Annotated in this window: 18 protein-coding genes; 12 read left to right on the top strand and 6 right to left on the bottom strand. The window is 70.2% G+C overall.

The window, feature by feature from the left end; genetic code table 11:
* The first annotated feature begins 275 nt into the window (after positions 1-275).
* From rplM to glmM, 3 genes are read left to right on the top strand one after another with little or no spacing between them, the layout of a single operon-like run.
* A complete protein-coding gene (gene rplM, locus C4V41_RS38160; RefSeq protein ID WP_103960860.1) occupies positions 276-719 on the top strand; it encodes a 50S ribosomal protein L13 in 444 nt (147 codons plus the stop codon).
* A gap of 26 nt (positions 720-745) precedes the next feature.
* Positions 746-1,270: a 30S ribosomal protein S9 gene (gene rpsI, locus C4V41_RS38155; protein WP_103960859.1), complete on the top strand. Its 525-nt coding sequence runs from the start codon at positions 746-748 to the stop codon at positions 1,268-1,270.
* A gap of 1 nt (position 1,271) precedes the next feature.
* Positions 1,272-2,618, top strand: a complete 1,347-nt coding sequence (gene glmM, locus C4V41_RS38150; RefSeq protein WP_103960858.1) for a phosphoglucosamine mutase — start codon at positions 1,272-1,274, stop codon at positions 2,616-2,618.
* Positions 2,619-2,670: 52 nt separating this feature from the next.
* Here glmM and C4V41_RS38145 read toward each other — a convergent pair whose 3' ends face one another.
* The 6 genes from C4V41_RS38145 to coaA all read right to left on the bottom strand — a co-directional run bounded on the left by C4V41_RS38145 (position 2,671) and on the right by coaA (position 8,099).
* Positions 2,671-3,387 (bottom strand): ABC transporter permease subunit, encoded by a 717-nt coding sequence (locus C4V41_RS38145; RefSeq protein ID WP_200824490.1) that lies wholly within the window; start codon positions 3,385-3,387, stop codon positions 2,671-2,673.
* On the bottom strand, positions 3,387-4,301 hold the full coding sequence (locus C4V41_RS38140) for an ABC transporter ATP-binding protein (protein ID WP_103960856.1): 915 nt from the start codon (positions 4,299-4,301) through the stop codon (positions 3,387-3,389). The genes C4V41_RS38145 and C4V41_RS38140 overlap by 1 nt, the downstream gene beginning before the upstream one ends.
* Positions 4,298-5,158, bottom strand: coding sequence for an ABC transporter permease (locus C4V41_RS38135; RefSeq protein WP_103960855.1), 861 nt, complete (start codon positions 5,156-5,158; stop codon positions 4,298-4,300). Before C4V41_RS38135 ends, C4V41_RS38140 begins: the two co-directional genes overlap by 4 nt.
* Positions 5,151-6,059 carry an ABC transporter ATP-binding protein gene (locus C4V41_RS38130; protein WP_103960854.1) on the bottom strand — a complete coding sequence of 303 codons (909 nt, stop codon included), beginning with the start codon at positions 6,057-6,059 and terminating at the stop codon, positions 5,151-5,153. Before C4V41_RS38130 ends, C4V41_RS38135 begins: the two co-directional genes overlap by 8 nt.
* A gap of 40 nt (positions 6,060-6,099) precedes the next feature.
* On the bottom strand, positions 6,100-7,035 hold the full coding sequence (locus C4V41_RS38125) for a DUF389 domain-containing protein (RefSeq protein ID WP_235030641.1): 936 nt from the start codon (positions 7,033-7,035) through the stop codon (positions 6,100-6,102).
* Between the two features lie 161 nt (positions 7,036-7,196).
* Positions 7,197-8,099, bottom strand: a complete 903-nt coding sequence (gene coaA, locus C4V41_RS38120) for a type I pantothenate kinase (RefSeq protein ID WP_103960852.1) — start codon at positions 8,097-8,099, stop codon at positions 7,197-7,199.
* Positions 8,100-8,290: 191 nt separating this feature from the next.
* Here coaA and C4V41_RS38115 point away from each other — a divergent pair, with 191 nt between their 5' ends.
* From C4V41_RS38115 to C4V41_RS38075, 9 genes are all read left to right on the top strand, one after another.
* On the top strand, positions 8,291-9,703 hold the full coding sequence (locus C4V41_RS38115; RefSeq protein WP_103960851.1) for a PhoX family protein: 1,413 nt from the start codon (positions 8,291-8,293) through the stop codon (positions 9,701-9,703).
* A gap of 12 nt (positions 9,704-9,715) precedes the next feature.
* Positions 9,716-10,066: a holo-ACP synthase gene (locus tag C4V41_RS38110; protein WP_103960850.1), complete on the top strand. Its 351-nt coding sequence runs from the start codon at positions 9,716-9,718 to the stop codon at positions 10,064-10,066.
* A gap of 38 nt (positions 10,067-10,104) precedes the next feature.
* Positions 10,105-11,556 carry an NAD(P)H-hydrate dehydratase gene (locus C4V41_RS38105; RefSeq protein ID WP_103960849.1) on the top strand — a complete coding sequence of 484 codons (1,452 nt, stop codon included), beginning with the start codon at positions 10,105-10,107 and terminating at the stop codon, positions 11,554-11,556.
* A 77-nt stretch (positions 11,557-11,633) separates the two neighbouring features.
* Positions 11,634-12,755 carry an alanine racemase gene (alr, locus tag C4V41_RS38100; protein WP_103960848.1) on the top strand — a complete coding sequence of 374 codons (1,122 nt, stop codon included), beginning with the start codon at positions 11,634-11,636 and terminating at the stop codon, positions 12,753-12,755.
* A gap of 60 nt (positions 12,756-12,815) precedes the next feature.
* Positions 12,816-13,865 carry an alpha/beta fold hydrolase gene (locus C4V41_RS38095; RefSeq protein WP_103960847.1) on the top strand — a complete coding sequence of 350 codons (1,050 nt, stop codon included), beginning with the start codon at positions 12,816-12,818 and terminating at the stop codon, positions 13,863-13,865.
* On the top strand, positions 13,865-14,323 hold the full coding sequence (gene tsaE, locus C4V41_RS38090; RefSeq protein WP_268808738.1) for a tRNA (adenosine(37)-N6)-threonylcarbamoyltransferase complex ATPase subunit type 1 TsaE: 459 nt from the start codon (positions 13,865-13,867) through the stop codon (positions 14,321-14,323). The genes C4V41_RS38095 and tsaE overlap by 1 nt, the downstream gene beginning before the upstream one ends.
* Positions 14,324-14,533: 210 nt before the next feature.
* Complete coding sequence (locus C4V41_RS38085; RefSeq protein ID WP_146103942.1) at positions 14,534-15,184, top strand: hypothetical protein; 651 nt, start codon at positions 14,534-14,536, stop codon at positions 15,182-15,184.
* A gap of 3 nt (positions 15,185-15,187) precedes the next feature.
* Positions 15,188-15,724, top strand: coding sequence for a class F sortase (locus tag C4V41_RS38080; protein WP_235030640.1), 537 nt, complete (start codon positions 15,188-15,190; stop codon positions 15,722-15,724).
* Positions 15,725-15,756: 32 nt separating this feature from the next.
* Positions 15,757-16,686, top strand: coding sequence for an aminoglycoside phosphotransferase family protein (locus C4V41_RS38075; RefSeq protein ID WP_103960845.1), 930 nt, complete (start codon positions 15,757-15,759; stop codon positions 16,684-16,686).
* Positions 16,687-16,706 lie beyond the last annotated feature (20 nt).

Genomic DNA, 16,706 nt, shown 5'->3' with positions numbered 1-16,706 from the left:
GAGAAAGAAGGGGTCCCAGGGAAACGAAACCGAACCGTTCTGAGGTCAGGTAGACTCCTGGTTGGTTACCGGTCTTTTGACCAGCACGCCTCCGGGCGGGTAGCTTAGGTTCGTTGTGTGCACGGGTCCAACGTGACCATTGCGCGGCGCGTCCGGCGTCATCTCCCATGCTGAGGAGACGGAAGGTCCGGGCCGTCGTGTGCCCGCACCGACCGACCAATGTAGCTGTCGCATCCGACAGCGCCGAAGACGCGAGCATAAAGAAGGCTACGACCGTGCGCACGTACTCACCGAAGCCCGCCGACGTCCAGCGTCAGTGGTACGTCATCGACGCGACCGATGTCGTGCTGGGCCGGCTGGCCAGCCACGTCGCGATCCTGCTCCGCGGCAAGCACAAGCCGATCTTTGCCAACCACGTCGACACTGGTGACTTCGTCATCGTCATCAACGCCGGCAAGATCGCGCTGAGTGGCAACAAGCGTGAGCAGAAGAAGGCGTACCGCCACTCCGGTTACCCGGGCGGTCTGCGTTCCGTCAGCTATGGCGAGCTCATGGACAAGCGTCCCGACAAGGCAGTCGAGAAGGCCGTCAAGGGCATGCTGCCGAAGAACTCCCTCGGCCGGCAGATGGCCAAGAAGCTGAAGGTCTACGCGGGTTCTGATCACCCGCACCAGGCCCAGCAGCCGGTGCCGTTCGAGATCACCCAGATCGCCCAGTAGTAGTTCGAAAGATTTAGAGGAGAACCGTGGCTGAGCCCACTGGTGTCGAGACGGTCGTCGAGACGGCCGAGGTGGAGGACTTCTCCGGCGAGGAGTTCCCGTCCGAATACACCACCGAGTCCACCGCCAGCGCTGACGCTCCCGTGCGTAAGCCCGTCACCACGGGCAACTCGTACGGCACCGGCCGCCGCAAGGAGGCGATCGCCCGCGTGCGCATCGTCCCCGGCACCGGTAAGTGGACGATCAACGGTCGTTCGCTGGACGCCTACTTCCCGAACAAGGTCCACCAGCAGATCGTCAACGAGCCCTTCGTGGTGCTCGGTGCCGAAGAGGCGTTCGACATCATCGCGCGCATCGACGGCGGCGGCGTGACCGGTCAGGCCGGCGCGCTGCGCATGGGCCTGTCCCGCGCCCTGGCGATCCTGGACGTCGAGGTCAACCGCCCGCCGCTGAAGAAGGCCGGCTTCCTCACCCGTGACGCTCGCGCCACGGAGCGGAAGAAGTACGGTCTCAAGAAGGCCCGTAAGGCTCCGCAGTACAGCAAGCGCTAAATTGGCGCGCCTTTTCGGCACCGACGGGGTACGTGGGGTCGCTGGTCGCGACCTCACGGCGCAGCTCGCCATGGACCTGTCCGTGGCGGCGGCGCACATCCTCGGCGATGCGGGCGCGTTCGCCGCTACCGGACGCCGTCCGGTAGCGGTCGTAGGCCGGGACCCGCGTGCCTCGGGAGAATTTCTCGAGGCCGCAGTGGTCGCCGGCCTCGCGGCGTCTGGAGTGGACGTGCTGCGCCTCGGCGTGCTGCCCACCCCGGCCGTCGCCCACCTCACCGCCGCGCTCGGCGCCGACCTCGGCGTCATGTTGTCGGCCTCGCACAACGCGGCGCCCGACAACGGCATCAAGTTCCTGGCCCGCGGCGGCTTCAAGCTGTCCGACGTGGTCGAGGACGAGATCGAGCGACGGCTGGGCGAGAAGTGGAGCTTCCCCGTCGGCTCCGGCGTGGGCCGGGTGCGCGACGCGTACGGGGAGGCCGACCGCTACATCTCCCACGTGCTGACCACGCTCAACGGGGCCCTCGACGGTCTCAACATCGTGGTCGACTGTGCCCACGGGGCCGCCCACATGGTGGCGCCCGAGGCGCTGGTCCGGGCGGGAGCGCGGGTCGAGGCCATCGGTGCCAGGCCGGACGGCCTGAACATCAACGCCGGCCACGGCTCCACCCACATGGACAAGCTCCGGCAGGTGGTCGTGTCGCGCGGGGCCGACCTGGGCGTGGCCTACGACGGCGACGCCGACCGCTGCCTGGCCGTCGACCACACGGGCGCGATCATCGACGGTGACCACATCATGGCCATCCTGGCCGCCGCCATGCACGGCGAGGGCCTGCTGTCCAAGGACACCGTGGTCGCGACCGTGATGTCCAACCTGGGCTTCAAGCTGGCCATGCGCGAGGCGGGCATCACCGTGGTGGAGACCGCGGTGGGCGACCGCTACGTGCTGGAGCGGATGAAGTCCGACGGCTTCAACCTGGGCGGCGAGCAGTCGGGGCACGTCATCATGCTCGACCACGCCACCACGGGCGACGGCCTGCTCACCTCGCTCCATCTGCTGGGCGTGGTGGCCAAGTCGGGCGTGCCGCTGAAGGAGCTGGCCGCGGTGATGACGCCGCTGCCGCAGATCCTGATCAACGTCAAGGACGTGGACCGGGGCAAGTCGTCCGTGCCCGAGCTCGTGGCCGCCGTCGCGCAGGCGGAGGCGGAGCTGGGGGAGACGGGCCGGGTCCTGATCAGGCCGAGCGGGACCGAGCCGATGATCCGGGTCATGGTCGAGGCCGCGTCGGAGGAGCACGCCACGCAGGTCGCGGGGCGGCTGGCCGACGTGGTGCGTACAGCCTGCGTCTGAACACGAACACGAACGGCGGCCCGCGGGTGATCCCGCGGGCCGCCGTTTTGGTTTATTCGTCGCCCGTGAGGGAGAACGAGCGCAGCCGCTGACCGGCCAGGAAGACCGCGCCCACAGTGACGATGATCAGCGCCGGTACGGCGAAGCTCAGCGTGACGTCCGACTGGAAGAACGGCGAGCCGGAGATCTGGTCGGCGATCGACTGCCCCCATCGCTGGATCGAGAACTTGCGGGCACCGACGAGCAGGTTGCCCACCAGGCTCTCCCAGACCAGCGCGTAGATGACGCCGATCGTGACCGCGTGCCGGGTGACGACGCCGAGCAGCAGGAAGACGGCGGCGTACGCGATGCCGGCCACCAGCGAGCCCACGGCGAACCCGGTGGCGATGCCGTCCTCGTTGCCGAGCAGGATCCAGGCCGCCACGTAGGTCGGGACGGCCGCGAAGATCGCCAGCAGCGAGGCCGCCACCAGGAACTTCGTCTGGGCGATGACCGGGCGCGAGATCGGCTTGGACATCAGGTGCAGGATCGTCCCGTCGTCGATCTCCGGGGCGATGACGCCCGTGCCCGCGATCAGGCCCAGCAACGGGAGCATGGTGCCGATGGCGAAGCTCGTCATCAGCTCCACGGCCGTGCGCTGGTCGGTGGCGCCGAACACGCGCAGCAGCACGGCCAGGCCGATCAGGGCGAGCGGGAGCAGCAGGAGCAGGACGATGCGCCGGCGGCCCAGCAGGGCACGGTAGGTGATGCCCGCTACCACGGTGTTCATCAGGTGCTCCTGTTGATCAGGTAGGAGAAGACGCTCTCCAGGTCTTCGTCCGCCGGGGAGACCTGGTGCAGGCGTACGCCCTCGGCCTTGGCGACCCGGGGGAGCAGCTTGGCGAACCGGCGGAACTCGGTGGCCTGGACCTCCAGCCCGTCGGGGCGCAGCGTGATGCCGCCGGTCGACTCGTCGCGGACGAGCGCGGCGGCCAGCCGCCGGTCGTCACTGGATCGGATCATGAACAGGTGCGGCCGGTCGGTCATCAGCCGGCGGATCTCGCGGAAGTTGCCGGACGCCGCGTGCCGCCCCGCCACGAGCACCTCGATGTGCTGGGCGACCCGTTCGACCTCCTCCAGGATGTGGGAGCTGAACAGGATGGTCCTGCCGTCCGCGCCCATGCGCTGGATCAGGTCCATGAGGTGCAGGCGCTGGCGGGGGTCCATGCCGTTGAACGGCTCGTCGAGCAGCAGCACGGCCGGGTCGTGGACGAGCGCCGCCGCCACCTTGACGCGCTGGCGCATGCCCTTCGAGTACGTCTCCACCCGGCGGTCCTTCGGCTCCTCCATCTCCACCGTGGCCAGGGCCTTGCGGGCGGCCTGTTCGGGGTCGGAGAGGTTGTGGAGGCGGGCGGCGGAGAGCACGAACTGCCAGCCGGTCAGGAAGCCGTACACGCCCTCCCGTTCCGGAACTAAGCCGATATTTCGGTAAATCTGGTGGTTCTTCCACACCGTCGTGCCGTCCAGCGTGACCGAGCCGCCCGACGGGGCCAGGAAGCCGGCCATCATGTGCAGGAGCGTCGACTTGCCCGCGCCGTTGGGGCCGAGCAGGCCGGTGACGCCCGGGCCGATCGTCATCGTCACGTCGTTGACGGCGACCACGTTGCCGTACCAGCGGGACACCTGCGAGAGCTCGATCTTCACCGCGCGGCCGCCTTCCTGTAGCGCAGCGCCAGGGCGGCGAGACCGGCGCCGATCAGCAGCACCAGGACCAGCGCGGAGGCCGGGCCGCTGGGATAGGCGCCGCCCTCGATGGAGTGTGGCGGGGTGTTGAACAACCACACCTGTACGGAGTCCGTCAGCCAGAACGGGTTGATCAGCCACGCCCAGGCGGCGGCGCTCTCGTTGCCCGTCGAGGACAGCGTGGCGTAGATCAGCGGCACCGAGGCGGACGCCAGCAGGTAGACGGTGATCACCGACGCCACGCCGAGCCCGCGCCGCGGCGTGAGCGAGGCCAGCGCCAGCCCGAACGACGACAGCAGCACCGCCAGCAGCGCGGCCGTGAGCATGGCACCGGCGTATTCGCCGGTGGCCGGCGGGCCGGGCATGTCCACGACCAGCTCACCCACGTAGGTGAGTGTGAGCGGCACCGCGATCAGCGCGAACACCGCCACGGCCATCGCCGTCACCTTGGCGCCCACGTACTCGGTGATCGAGACGGGCCGTGACAGGTAGAGGGGCAGGGTGCGGTAGCGCAGGTCGGGGGCGACCACCGTGGGCGCCTGCGCGGCCAGGAAGATCGCCACCACGGCCTGCATGACGACGGCGAACCCGCTGTAGGGGATGCCGATCTGCTTGATCAGGGCCATCATGGCGATGCTCACGACGGCGGGCAGGATCATGATGCCGACCAGGGCGAACGGGATGATCTTGCTGCGCGCCGGGCGGCCCAGGCCGAAGATGCCGCGCAGGGTGTGCACGAGCAGCGCCCTGGTGGAGTGGCCGCGGCCGAGCCGGGGGCCGTCGTAGTGGCGATAGCCGATGTCGTAGATCTCAGACATGGGCCACCTCGTCCCTGAAGACGTCCTCGATGCGGTGGCGTCCCTCTTCGAGGCGGATCAGGCAGAGGTCGAGGTCGACGGCGGCGTCGCGGATCGCGTCGAACGTCTCAGGGCCGAGCACCTTGACCACCAGCATGCGTCCCTGCTGGGAGACGGTCTGGCCGTCGGCGGCCAGCCGGGCGGACAGGCCGTCGAGGCCCTCGTCGACCTCCACCGTCACGGTCTGCGTGCCCTGGGTGAACTCGCCGATCGCCGACGAGCGCAGCAGCCGCCCGGCGTCGATGACGATCACGTGGTCGCAGATGCGCTCCAGCTCACCCAGCAGGTGGGAGGTGACGAGCACGCTGATGCCGAACTCGGTGCCGATGCGCCTGATCAGCGTCAGCATCTCGTCGCGGCCGCGGGGGTCGAGCCCGTTGGTGGGCTCGTCGAGGAAGATCAGTTTGGGGTCGTGCACGAGGGCCTGGGCCAGCTTGACGCGCTGCTTCATGCCGGTGGAGTAGCCGCCGATCGCGCGGTAGCGCTCTTCGGCCAGGCCGACATGGCGCAGGACGTCGGCGGCGCGCTCACGCGCGGCGGTTCGGGGCAGCCCGGACATGCGCGCGAAGTGGACGACCAACTCGGTGGCGGAGACGTCGGGGGGAAGGCATTCGTGCTCGGGCATGTAGCCGACGAGCCTGCGGATCTCGGCGCCCTGGCCGGCGATGTCCAGGTCGAGGACCCGGGCGGTGCCGCCGCTCGGCGGCAACAGGCCGAGCAGGATCTTGATCAGCGTCGACTTTCCCGCGCCGTTCGCTCCGACCAGACCGGTCACGCCGGGCCCCACGGTGACCGTGAGCTCATCGATCGCGGTGACGGTGGGGAAGCGCTTGGTCAGGCCCTCGGTGGCGAGGATGTGCATGTGCCGGACCCTACCGGGCGGGTCAGGCCCGTGGCCTCGTTCAGATGGATGAACGGTGTCCTACTTGAGGCCAGAATTTCTTCTGGACCAGCAAGGTGAGGGTGCCCGCGATGATCATTCCCACGATGTTGAGCCCGAGCTGGGAGACCGACGCCGTGACCTCGTCCCAGGCGCCGAGCGCGAGCGCCACGGCCGCGTAGCCGGCCGCGGGCACCGTGGTGACCGAGATGAAGACGCCGATCAGCGCCGACGACTTGCCCGCCGTCACCGAGAGCACCCCGGCCGCGCCCGCCAGCAGCGCCACGATGAACGACCAGCGGTCGGGTTTGACGATGAACTGCACCTCCTGGTTGGTGTCCAGGTTGTGGATGTCGATCCAGCCGAGCCAGGTGGAGACGAGCGCGCAGGCGAACGTGATCGCGATCGCCACCGTGAATCCGACGACCAGCGTCCTGAACGCGGCCACGATCAGCCGCCACCTGCGCCGCAGCAGGCCGAAGCAGATGGCCGCGACCGCGCCGAACTCCGGCCCGAGCACCATCGCGCCGACCATCAGGATGATCGAGTTCTGGAGCACGCCGATGCCGGACAACTGTGTGGCGATGGCGAAGAAGGCCAGGTACGCCCACGTGATCCGGGACTCGGCGGAGACCCGGTGCTCCAGCTCCTCCCAGATCACCGCGTCGTCGGGCTCGCCCGGCGCCTCCTCGACGGCCTCGGCCGCGGCCGCGGACAGCGACAGGTCCACCTGCTCGACGGCGATGGAGCCCTCCGTCTCCAGCCATTTGAGCTTGCCGAACACCTCGTTCGCCGACTCGCGCGCCGCGTCGCAGAAGATCACGTCGCCTTTCGGCGAGCGGGCGGCCCCCGGCAGGACGACGATGTTGGTGACGCCCGGGCACTCCTCCAGCACCGCCGTCGCCTCGGGGGTTCGTGCGGCCGGGCAGATCAGTCGCAGATGTAGCACGGGTGTCATTGTCGTCGATCGGACGTTGACGATGCGTTGACCGCGCTACGCGAGGCTTTCTCACATGATCCGGTTCATGTGCCACGACGACGGTGCGGAGTGCTGGTTCGCCGGTATCGACGACCAGGAGTGCGGGGGCAGGTTCGGGCGCTATCTGTTCGAGGAGGCGTTCAGTTCTGGCGCAGCCGTACGCGCCGTACCGAGTGGTCCGCGCCCTTCTTGAGCACCAGGTCGGCCCGGCCCCTGGTGGGCGCGATGTTCTCGACCAGGTTACGTTCGTTGATGTCGCGCCAGACGTTGACGGCGAAGTCGGTGGCCTCGTCGTAGGACAGTTCGGCGATGTGCCGGAAGTACGACTTCGGGTCCTCGAAGGCGGTGCGGCGGAGTTTGTGGAAGCGCTCGACGTACCAGGTGCGGATGTCCTCGATCTTGGCGTCCACGTAGATGGAGAAGTCGAAGTAGTCGTTGACCGCGAGGGACGTGGGCGGGGCCGGCTGGAGGACGTTGAGGCCCTCGATGATCAAGATGTCAGGATTTTTCACCACCTGGGTGGCGTCGGGGACGATGTCGTACTCCAAGTGGCTGTAGATCGGGGCGTGCACCTCCGCCGCCCCCGCCTTCACCTCGGCCACGAACCTGACCAGCGCCCGCCGGTCGTAGCTCTCGGGGAAGCCCTTGCGGTGCATGATCCCCTTGGCCTCCAGCACCGCGTTGGGGTAGAGGAAGCTGTCGGTGGTGATCAGCTCCACGTGCGGATGCTCGGGCCAGCGGGCCAGGAGGGTGTGCAGGAGCCGGGCCGTCGTCGACTTGCCGACGGCGACGCTGCCCGCGATGCCCAGGATGTAGGGGACGCGCCGGTCGGAGTGCCCGAGGAACGCGCTCAGCACGCTGCTGCGCTGCTTGGACCCGGTGAAGTGCAGGTTGAGCAGCCTGGTCAGAGGGAGGTAGATGTCCGTGACCTCGGTGAGGTCGATGGGGTCGTCGACGCCGCGTAGCTCTTCCAGCTCGTCTGCGGTGAGAGTCAAGGGCGTGTTCTTGCGGAGCTCGCTCCACCGCTCCCTGCTCAGTTCCACGTAGCCGTTATTCACCTAGGCAGCGTAGCGATGCGCGGCAAACCGGATCTTGGCGGGGGCGCTCTGTGGATCCACAGCCTGTGGATAAAGACGTGGGATTACCGAGACTCAGTTCGGGGAAGGAACATGGGTCTTGGCGAATCAGGTATGTGAGGGTTTGTCGGCGGCTACTGTTCGGACCGGGAGGTTCCGTGGACCGTCGTCGCTTCATCACCAGTGTGGTCGCCGCCGCCGGGGTCGCCGGGCCCTTCGCCGGGGTCGCGTGTGCCGCGGCGCAGGGCGGCGTCAAGCCGGTGCGAGGCTATGGCCCGCTGCGGCCCGTACGCGATCTGCGTGACGGGAAGGTGCGGCTGCACCTGCCCGACGGGTTCAAATATCGCTCGTTCAGCGTGGCCGGCGACAAGTTCACCGACGGATCCATCGTGCCGGGCCGCCACGACGGCATGGCCGCCTTCGCAGGCCCCAAGGGCAGCGCCGTCCTGATCCGCAACCACGAGGTCAACGGGCCCGTGGGCGCGTTCGGCGACAAGGACCGCGCCTACGACCCCATGGCCGGCGGCGGCACCTCGACGCTGCGGGTCACCCGCTACGGCGAGGTGATCAACAGCGCCCCCTCGCTGAACGGCACCATGATGAACTGCTCGGGCGGCCCGATGGTCTGGCGGGCCTGGGTGAGCTGCGAGGAGACGGTCAACGGGCCCGATGTGGCCGACGACTTCTCCGGCGGCGACAACTCCAAGCTGACCGAGAAGCACGGCTACATCTTCGAGGTGCCCGTCGGCCGGGCCGCCACCGCCAGGCCGATCAGGTCGGCCGGCCGCTTCCCGCACGAGTCGGCGGCCTTCGACCCCTCGTCCGGGGCGATCTACCTCACCGAGGACAACTTCGCCTTCCCGTCCGGCTTCTACCGCTACCTGCCGCCCAAGCACCCGGTGCTGGCCGGGCGGCTGCTCGACGGCGGCAGGCTGCAGATGCTCGCCGTCAAGGGCGCCAAGCGCAAGGACCTGTCCCTGGGGCAGCGCCCCGGCGCCGCGTACGCGACCACCTGGGTGGACATCGACGACCCCGACCCCGCCTTCAGGGGCAGGCCCACCAACGACGAGGTCGTCCAGGCCGTGGGCCGGCAGGGCAGGGAAGAGGGCGCGGCCATCTTCGCCAGGCTGGAAGGGGCGGTGCACCACCAGGGCACGATCTACTTCGTCTCCACCCAGGGCGGCGCCACCGCGACGGGTGACACGGCGCCCGACGGGTTCGGCGACGGACGGGGGCAGGTGTGGGCGTACGAGACGTGGAGCGGCCGGCTCAAGCTCGTCTACGAGTCGCCCCGCTCGTCCGTCCTCGACCTGCCCGACAACGTGACGGCCAGCAAGCGCGGCACGCTGGTGCTGTGTGAAGACGGCGACGGCGACAACTACCTGCGCGGCGTCACCAAGGCCGGTGAGATCTTCGACTTCAGCCGCCTGGAGCCCATCTCGGGCGACCCGGGCGCCGAGTTCGCCGGGTCCACGTTCGGTCCCGGCGGGCACACGCTCTACGTCAACATCCAGGCCAGGCAGGGCATGTCCATCGCCATCTGGGGTCCTTGGCAGCGCGGCCCGTTCTAATACGCTGGGACGATGATCCTGGGTATCGGCGTCGACGTCGTGGACATCGCCCGCTTCGAGGCGGCCCTGGAGCGCACCCCGCCGCTGAGGGAGCGGCTGTTCACCGAGATCGAGCGGCCGCTGCCGGTGCACTCGCTGGCCGCCAGGTTCGCCGCCAAGGAGGCCGTGGCCAAGGCGCTCGGCGCGCCCAAGGGCCTGGGCCACCTGGAGGCCGAGGTGCGCTGCGACGAGCTCGGCAAGCCCGAGATCCACGTCTCCGGCAAGGTCGCCGAGGTCGCCTACGGGCTCGGCGTCAAGCGCTGGCACGTTTCGCTCAGCCATGACGCGGGCGTGGCCGTGGCCTATGTGATCGCGGAGGGATAGCTTCGGATCATGCGCGACGGCACATACGGAGTGAGGCCATGAACACCGCCTACACCGCCGACCAGATCCGGGGCGCCGAGCACGCGCTGATGGCGCGGCTGCCCGAGGGCACCCTCATGCAGCGGGCCGCCGCCGGGCTCGCCGCCCACTGCGCCGGGCTGCTGGGCCGGGTCTACGGCAAACGCGTCGTCCTCCTCGTCGGCAGCGGCGACAACGGCGGGGACGCGCTCTACGCCGGTGAGCGCCTGGCCAGGCGCGGGGCGTGGGTGGGTGCCATCCTGGCCGGGTCCAAGACGCACGAGGAGGGGCTGCTGGCGCTGCGGCGGGCCGGTGGGCGGGTGGCCGACCGGTCGGCGATCGACACGGCCGACCTGATCATGGACGGGCTCGTGGGCATCGGGGCCTCCGGGGCGTTGCGTGAGCCGTACGCGGAGCTGGCCTCGTCGGCGAACGCCGCCAGGGCGCCGATCGTGGCCGTGGACGTGCCGAGTGGCGTGGACGCGAGTAGCGGGCGGGTTCAGGGGGCCGCGGTGCGGGCCAGGGTGACCGTGACGATGGGGGCGTACAAGACGGGGTTGCTGGTCGATCCCGGGGCCTCCTTCACCGGGGCGGTCGAGCTGGTGGACATCGGGCTCGGGCCCTACCTGCCCGATCCCGACGTGGCGGCGCTGACCCGCGGCGACGTCGAGGACCTGCTGCCGCGACCCGGCGATGAGTCGGACAAATACCGCAGGGGCGTGCTGGGCGTCGCCGCCGGCAGCGACCGCTACACCGGCGCCGCCGTGCTGGCCGTGGGCGGCGCGCTGCGGGCCGGGGCCGGCATGGTGCGCTACGCCGGGACGCACGAGCCCGTCGCGCTGGTGCGCGCGCACTGGCCGGAGGCCGTGATCACGCCGCTGGAGCGGCCCTCGATCGACGACGTGGGGCGCGTGCAGGCGTGGGTGCTCGGGCCCGGGCTCGGCACCGGCGACTGGGCCCACGAGCTGGCGGCCCGGGTGCTCGCCTCCAACGTCCCCGTGCTGATCGACGCCGACGGGCTGACCCTGGTGGCCAAGGACCGCGGCCTGCTCCGGCGTACCGCGCCGGTCCTGATCACACCGCACGCGGGGGAGCTGGCACGGCTGCTGCGCGCCGACCGCGACGACATCGAGGCCGCCCGGCTCGACCACGCCCGCAGGGCGGCGGCCGAGCTGGGCGTGACCGTCCTGCTCAAGGGCTCCACCACGGTGGTGGCCGAGGACGCCAGGCCGGTACGCGTCAACCGCACCGGCACCCCCTGGCTGGCCACCGGCGGCACCGGCGACGTGCTGTCCGGCGTGGCCGGCGCTCTGCTCGCCCAGGGGCTGAGCTGCTACGACGCCGCCTCGTGCGGCGCCTACCTGCACGGCGTGGCCGGACACCTGGCCGCCGACGGCGCACCCCTGACGGCGGCGGAGGTCGCCACGTCCGTCCCCGCCGCCATCCGGGCCGTGACCAGGACGGCCGGGTGAGCGGCATGAGCCGCCTGCCGTGAAAATGGCGCTCGACCACGTGCGCGAGCTGCCACACTAGAAGGATGTACTCCCCGATGGCCACGCCCGCGGAGGCCCGGGTCGACCTGGCCGCCGTCAGGCAGAACGTGGCCCTGCTCAAGGAGCTGGCCGGCGGCGCGGAGGTCATGGGCGCCGTCAAGGCCGACGCCTACGGTCACGGGCTGGTGCCCACGTCCGAGGCCGTGCTCCAGGGCGGGGCGAGCCGGTTGGGGACCGCGTTCATCAGTGAGGCGCTCGCGCTGCGCGCGGGCGGCGTGACCGCGCCGATCCTGTCCTGGTTGATCACCCCGGGCGAGCCGCTCGACGAGGCGCTCACCCACGACGTCGAGCTGTCGGCCGCCGACGTGCGGCTGCTCGACGAGATCGCCGCCGCCGCCCGCCGCACGGGGCGCACCGCGCTGATGCACCTGGAGGCCGACACCGGCATGAGCAGGGGCGGCTCCCCGCTGGCCGCCTGGCCGCGACTGCTGGCCAGGGCGCTGGAGCTGCGGGCCGAGGGCGTCATCGAGATCGTCGGGCTCTGGTCCCACTTCGCCTGCGCCGACATCCCCGGCCATCCGTCGATCGCGCGGCAGCTTGAGGCGTACGAGACGGCGCTGAAGCTGGCCGAGCAGGCCGGCGCGGCCGGCTCCCACGTGATCAGGCACCTGTCCAACTCGGCCGCCATCGTGACGCTCCCCGAGGCCCGCTACGACCTGGTCAGGCCCGGCATCGCGATGTACGGCCTGAGCCCCATCCCCGAGCTCGGCGACTTCGGCCTCCGGCAGGCGATGACGCTCGTGGCCCGGATCGGCCTGGTCAAGCGGGTCGCCGAGGGCTCGGGAGTCTCCTACGGCCACCTCTACACCACCGAACGCGAGACCACGCTCGGCCTCGTCCCCATCGGCTACGCCGACGGGATACTCCGCCACGCGACGGGGCGGGCCGAGGTCCTGGCGGGCGGGCGGCGCCGGCTGGTCGCGGGCCGGGTGTGCATGGACCAGTTCATGATCGACATGGGTGACGACCCACTGGCGGCGGGCGACGAGGTGGTGCTGTTCGGGCCGGGTGACGGGGGCGAGCCGACCGTTCAGGAGTGGGCGGATACTCTCGGCACGATCACGCATGAGATCGTGACCAGGATCGGCTCGCGTGTCCCGCGGGTCTATGGGCAGTAAAGGAGCTCGGAGTGACCGAGGGCACTTCGCGGCGGCCATGAGCGGAGAAGGATCGGGGAGATGACGACGACAACACGGCGCAGGGTAGGGATCGCCGGCGCGCTCGTCGGTGCGGCTTCCGCCGGTGTCGCCGCGGCGGCGCTGGCCAAGCGCTACGCGGTCGGCCGGATCAGGCTGCGCCCCGACAACGAGGCCAGCGAGCCCTTCGGCGAGCTGCGGGGCCGGGAGCGCACGCTCATCACCTCCGACGGGATGGCCCTGCACATCGAGGTCGATGGTCCTGACGACGCTCCGCTGACGATCGTGTTCTGTCATGGTTACTGCCTCAACCTGGAATCATGGCACTACCAGCGCAAAGACCTGCGCGAGAACTACCGGATCGTGCTGTGGGACCAGCGCTCGCACGGCCGCTCCCAGCGCTGCGGCGCCGAGGACAGCACGATCGACCGGCTCGGCGAGGACCTCGCCGAAGTGATCGAGAAGTTCGTACCGGGTCCGTGCGTGCTCGTCGGCCACTCCATGGGCGGCATGACGATCATGGCGCTGGCCGACCGCTACCCCGAGCTGTTCGGCGACAAGATCCGCGCGGTGGCGCTCATCGCGACCTCGGCGGGCAAGCTGGCCGAGCTCACGCTGGGCCTGCCCGCGCTGCTCTCCAAGGCCGTCCACAAGGTCGCCCCCTCCACGATCTCGATGTTGGGCAAGCGGGGCACGCTGATCGACAGGACCCGCCACGCGGGCAGCGACATCGCCTTCCTGATCACCCGCTACATGGGCTTCGGTGACTCCAAGAACGTCAGCCCGACCCTGGTCGACTTCGCCGAGTCGATGATCAGGGCGACGCCGACCGAGGTGTTCGCCGACTTCTACCCGGCGCTGATGAACCACGACAAACTCTCCGCGCTGCACGTGCTCGACCCGGTGCCGACCGCGATCCTGGTGGGCGACAGCGACTGGCTGACCCCGCCCGACCACAGCAAGGCGATCGCCGCCGCCCTGCCCAAGGCGCACCTCACCGAGGTGCCCGACACCTCGCACCTGATCCAGCTGGAACGGCCGGGCGTCGTCAACGACGCGCTGCGCGACCTGGTCAAGAGAGTGGAGCCGTAGTGAGGCTGGCGACCGCCGAGGACATGCGCTCGTACGGCGCCCGCCTGGCCGCGAAGCTGCGCCCCGGCGACCTGCTGGTCCTGTCCGGCCCACTCGGCGCCGGCAAGACCACGCTCGTGCAGGGCATCGCCGAAGGGCTCAAAGTACGCGGCCCGATCACCTCGCCCACGTTCGTGATCGCCAGGGTGCACCCCTCGCTGCGCCAGGGCCCGCCGCTCGTCCACGTGGACGCCTACCGGCTGGGCGGCGACCTCGAAGTCGACGACCTCGACCTGGACGCCTCGCTGGAAGAGTCGGTCACCGTCGTCGAATGGGGCGAAGGGCTCGTCGAGGGCCTCGCCGACGACCGGCTGGAGATCCACATCGACCGCGAGACCGGCGACGAGGCCCGTCTCGTGACGCTGCGCGGAGTGGGAACCAGGTGGGCCGACACGCCGTCTGATCCGGTAGAAGGCTAAAAACGCGATCAAGTCCCGGTATGCCTGGCACCCTGGAGTCACCGGGCCGACGATTTAAATCATGATCGTTGGTCAGGGATTCGCCCAGATTTTCTGGGTATCAGGAGGGGCGACATCCACATTTTTGGTGGATGCTGGGTTGCAAGACGGCAAAGTGGGGTGCGGCCGGTGCTCAGGGTCAGGCGTGTCGCTTATGCGGGAGCCATCGTCATGATCGGTCTGACCGGGTGCACGGCTTCGGCCGAGTCCGGCGGACCGACGTCAACGCCAAGTGGTTCTCCCAGCCCCTCGGTCACGGCCACCAACACCACCACGACGACGGCCAGCCCCAGGCCCTCCGCCACCAGGCAGACCGTGCTGGTCGAGGTCAATCCCGACCGGGTCACCGCCGGCGAGACGTCCACCGTGTGGGTCATGGCCAACTGCCCGGTCCCGGGTGGCGGCCCCGCGCACACCGGCACCGCCACGTCCCGGGCCTTCGTCAACGGCGTGGCGCTCTCCCCGGTCCCCGCGGCGTCGCTCACCCCCACCCCCACCAACGGCTCGGGCTCGCCCTGGGTGCGCGGTGAGGCGCGGGTCGGCGGGGCGGTCCGGCGCGGCACCTACCCGGTCGAGGTCAAGTGCGACGGCACCAACCACACCGGCAAGGGCACGCTCAGGGTGGTCCGCGCGGAGTCCGACGCCGACGACGACGTGCCGACCGGCGTGCCCACCAGGGCGCCCAGGGCGGGCGGCGGCGGCACGTACGCGCAGGACGTGAGCGACGAGTCCTCGATCCCGCTCGGCCCGGCCGGCGTGGTGGTCGCCCTGGCCCTGGCCGCGGGCATCGGGTTCGCGGTCAAGCGCCGCAACCGGGCGTAGGCCATGGCCCGTCCAGGACGGGTGGTGCTCGCGGGCGCCATCACAGGACTGGTGCTGGTCGCGTTCGGCAAGAGCATGCAGACCGGGTCCACGCCCGCCGCGGCCGTCGTGCCCGAGAGCATCGACATCCCCTCGATCGAGGTCGAGGCCGACCTGATGAAGCTCGGCCTGGCCAAGAACGGCGAGGTCGAGCTGCCGCCCTATGAGAAACCGAAGGTGGCCGGCTGGTACACCGGCAGCGCCGTGCCCGGCGAGAAGGGCGCCTCGGTGATCATCGGCCACGTCGACACCAAGACCGCGCCCGCCGTGTTCTACAAGCTCAGGCAGTTACGCAAGGGCCAGACCGTCAAGGTCGAGCGCAGCGACGGCAAGACCGTCGAGTTCAAGGTCGACAAGATCGAGCAGGTGCACAAGGACCGCTTCCCCACCAAGCGCGTCTACGTCGAGGACGGGCTCAAGCTCGTGACCTGCGGCGGCAAGTTCGACTACGCCACCGGCGAATACATGGACAACATCATCGTGTACGCCTCCAAAGCCTGAAAAGCGTTTGCGCCCGCCGGGACCATGGAGAGATGAGCGTAGAGACCAGCCCGCCGGCGTCCGGCACGCGCGTGCCCTGGGACCAGGTGCACCCGCCGGTCCGCGCGGCGGTGGAGGAGTTTCTCGGCGGGCGGGTGGTGGCGGCGGCCACCCAGCCGGGCGGCTTCTCGCCGGCGGCCGCGGTGCGCCTGCGTACCGAGGGTGGCGGGCGCGCCTTCGTCAAGGCCGTCGGCCCCGAGCCCAACCCCGACAGCGTCCGCCTCTACCAGGCCGAGCTCAGGATCGCCGCGGCCCTGCCGGAGTCCGTGCCCGCCCCCAGGCTGCTGACCGGCTTCGAGCTGGACGGCTGGGTGGCGCTGGTCTTCGAGGACGTCGAAGGCGCGCACCCCGAGCTGCCGTGGCGGCGCGACCAGCTCGACCGGGTGCTGGCGGCCGTCAAGGAGATGTCCGCGGCGCTCACGCCGTCCCCGATCGACGTTCCCGCGGTCGGGGAGGTGTTCCATGAGGAGTTCCAGGGCTGGCGGCGGCTGCTGACCGAGGACACCACGGGGCTCGACCCATGGGCGCTGCGTCACCTCGGCGAGCTGGCCGGGCTGGAGTCCGGGTGGGCCGCCGCGGCGGCTGGCGACACCCTGGTCCACGCCGACCTGCGGGCCGACAACATCCTGCTCGCCGGTGACCGCGTCTACGTCGTCGACTGGCCGTGGGCCTGCCTGGGAGCGCCCTGGTTCGACGTCGTGGGCATGCTGCCGTCGGTGGGCATGCAGGGCGGGCCGGCCGCCGAGGAGCTGTTCGACCTGCCAGGGGAGAAGGTCACCCGGGTTCTGGCCGCGCTCACCGGCTTCTTCGTCCGGCAGAGCCGTCAGCCCGCTCCGCCCGGGTTGCCGACGGTCAGGGCGTTCCAGCGGGCGCAGGGTGTGGTGGCGCTCGGCTGGCTGCGGCGGCGTACCGGCTGGGTGTGACCTCTCGCGCGGTAGCGGCC

The organism is Nonomuraea solani (assembly GCF_900108335.1).
GTDB lineage: Bacteria > Actinomycetota > Actinomycetes > Streptosporangiales > Streptosporangiaceae > Nonomuraea > Nonomuraea solani.
This window is presented reverse-complemented; position numbering and strand designations above follow the sequence as displayed.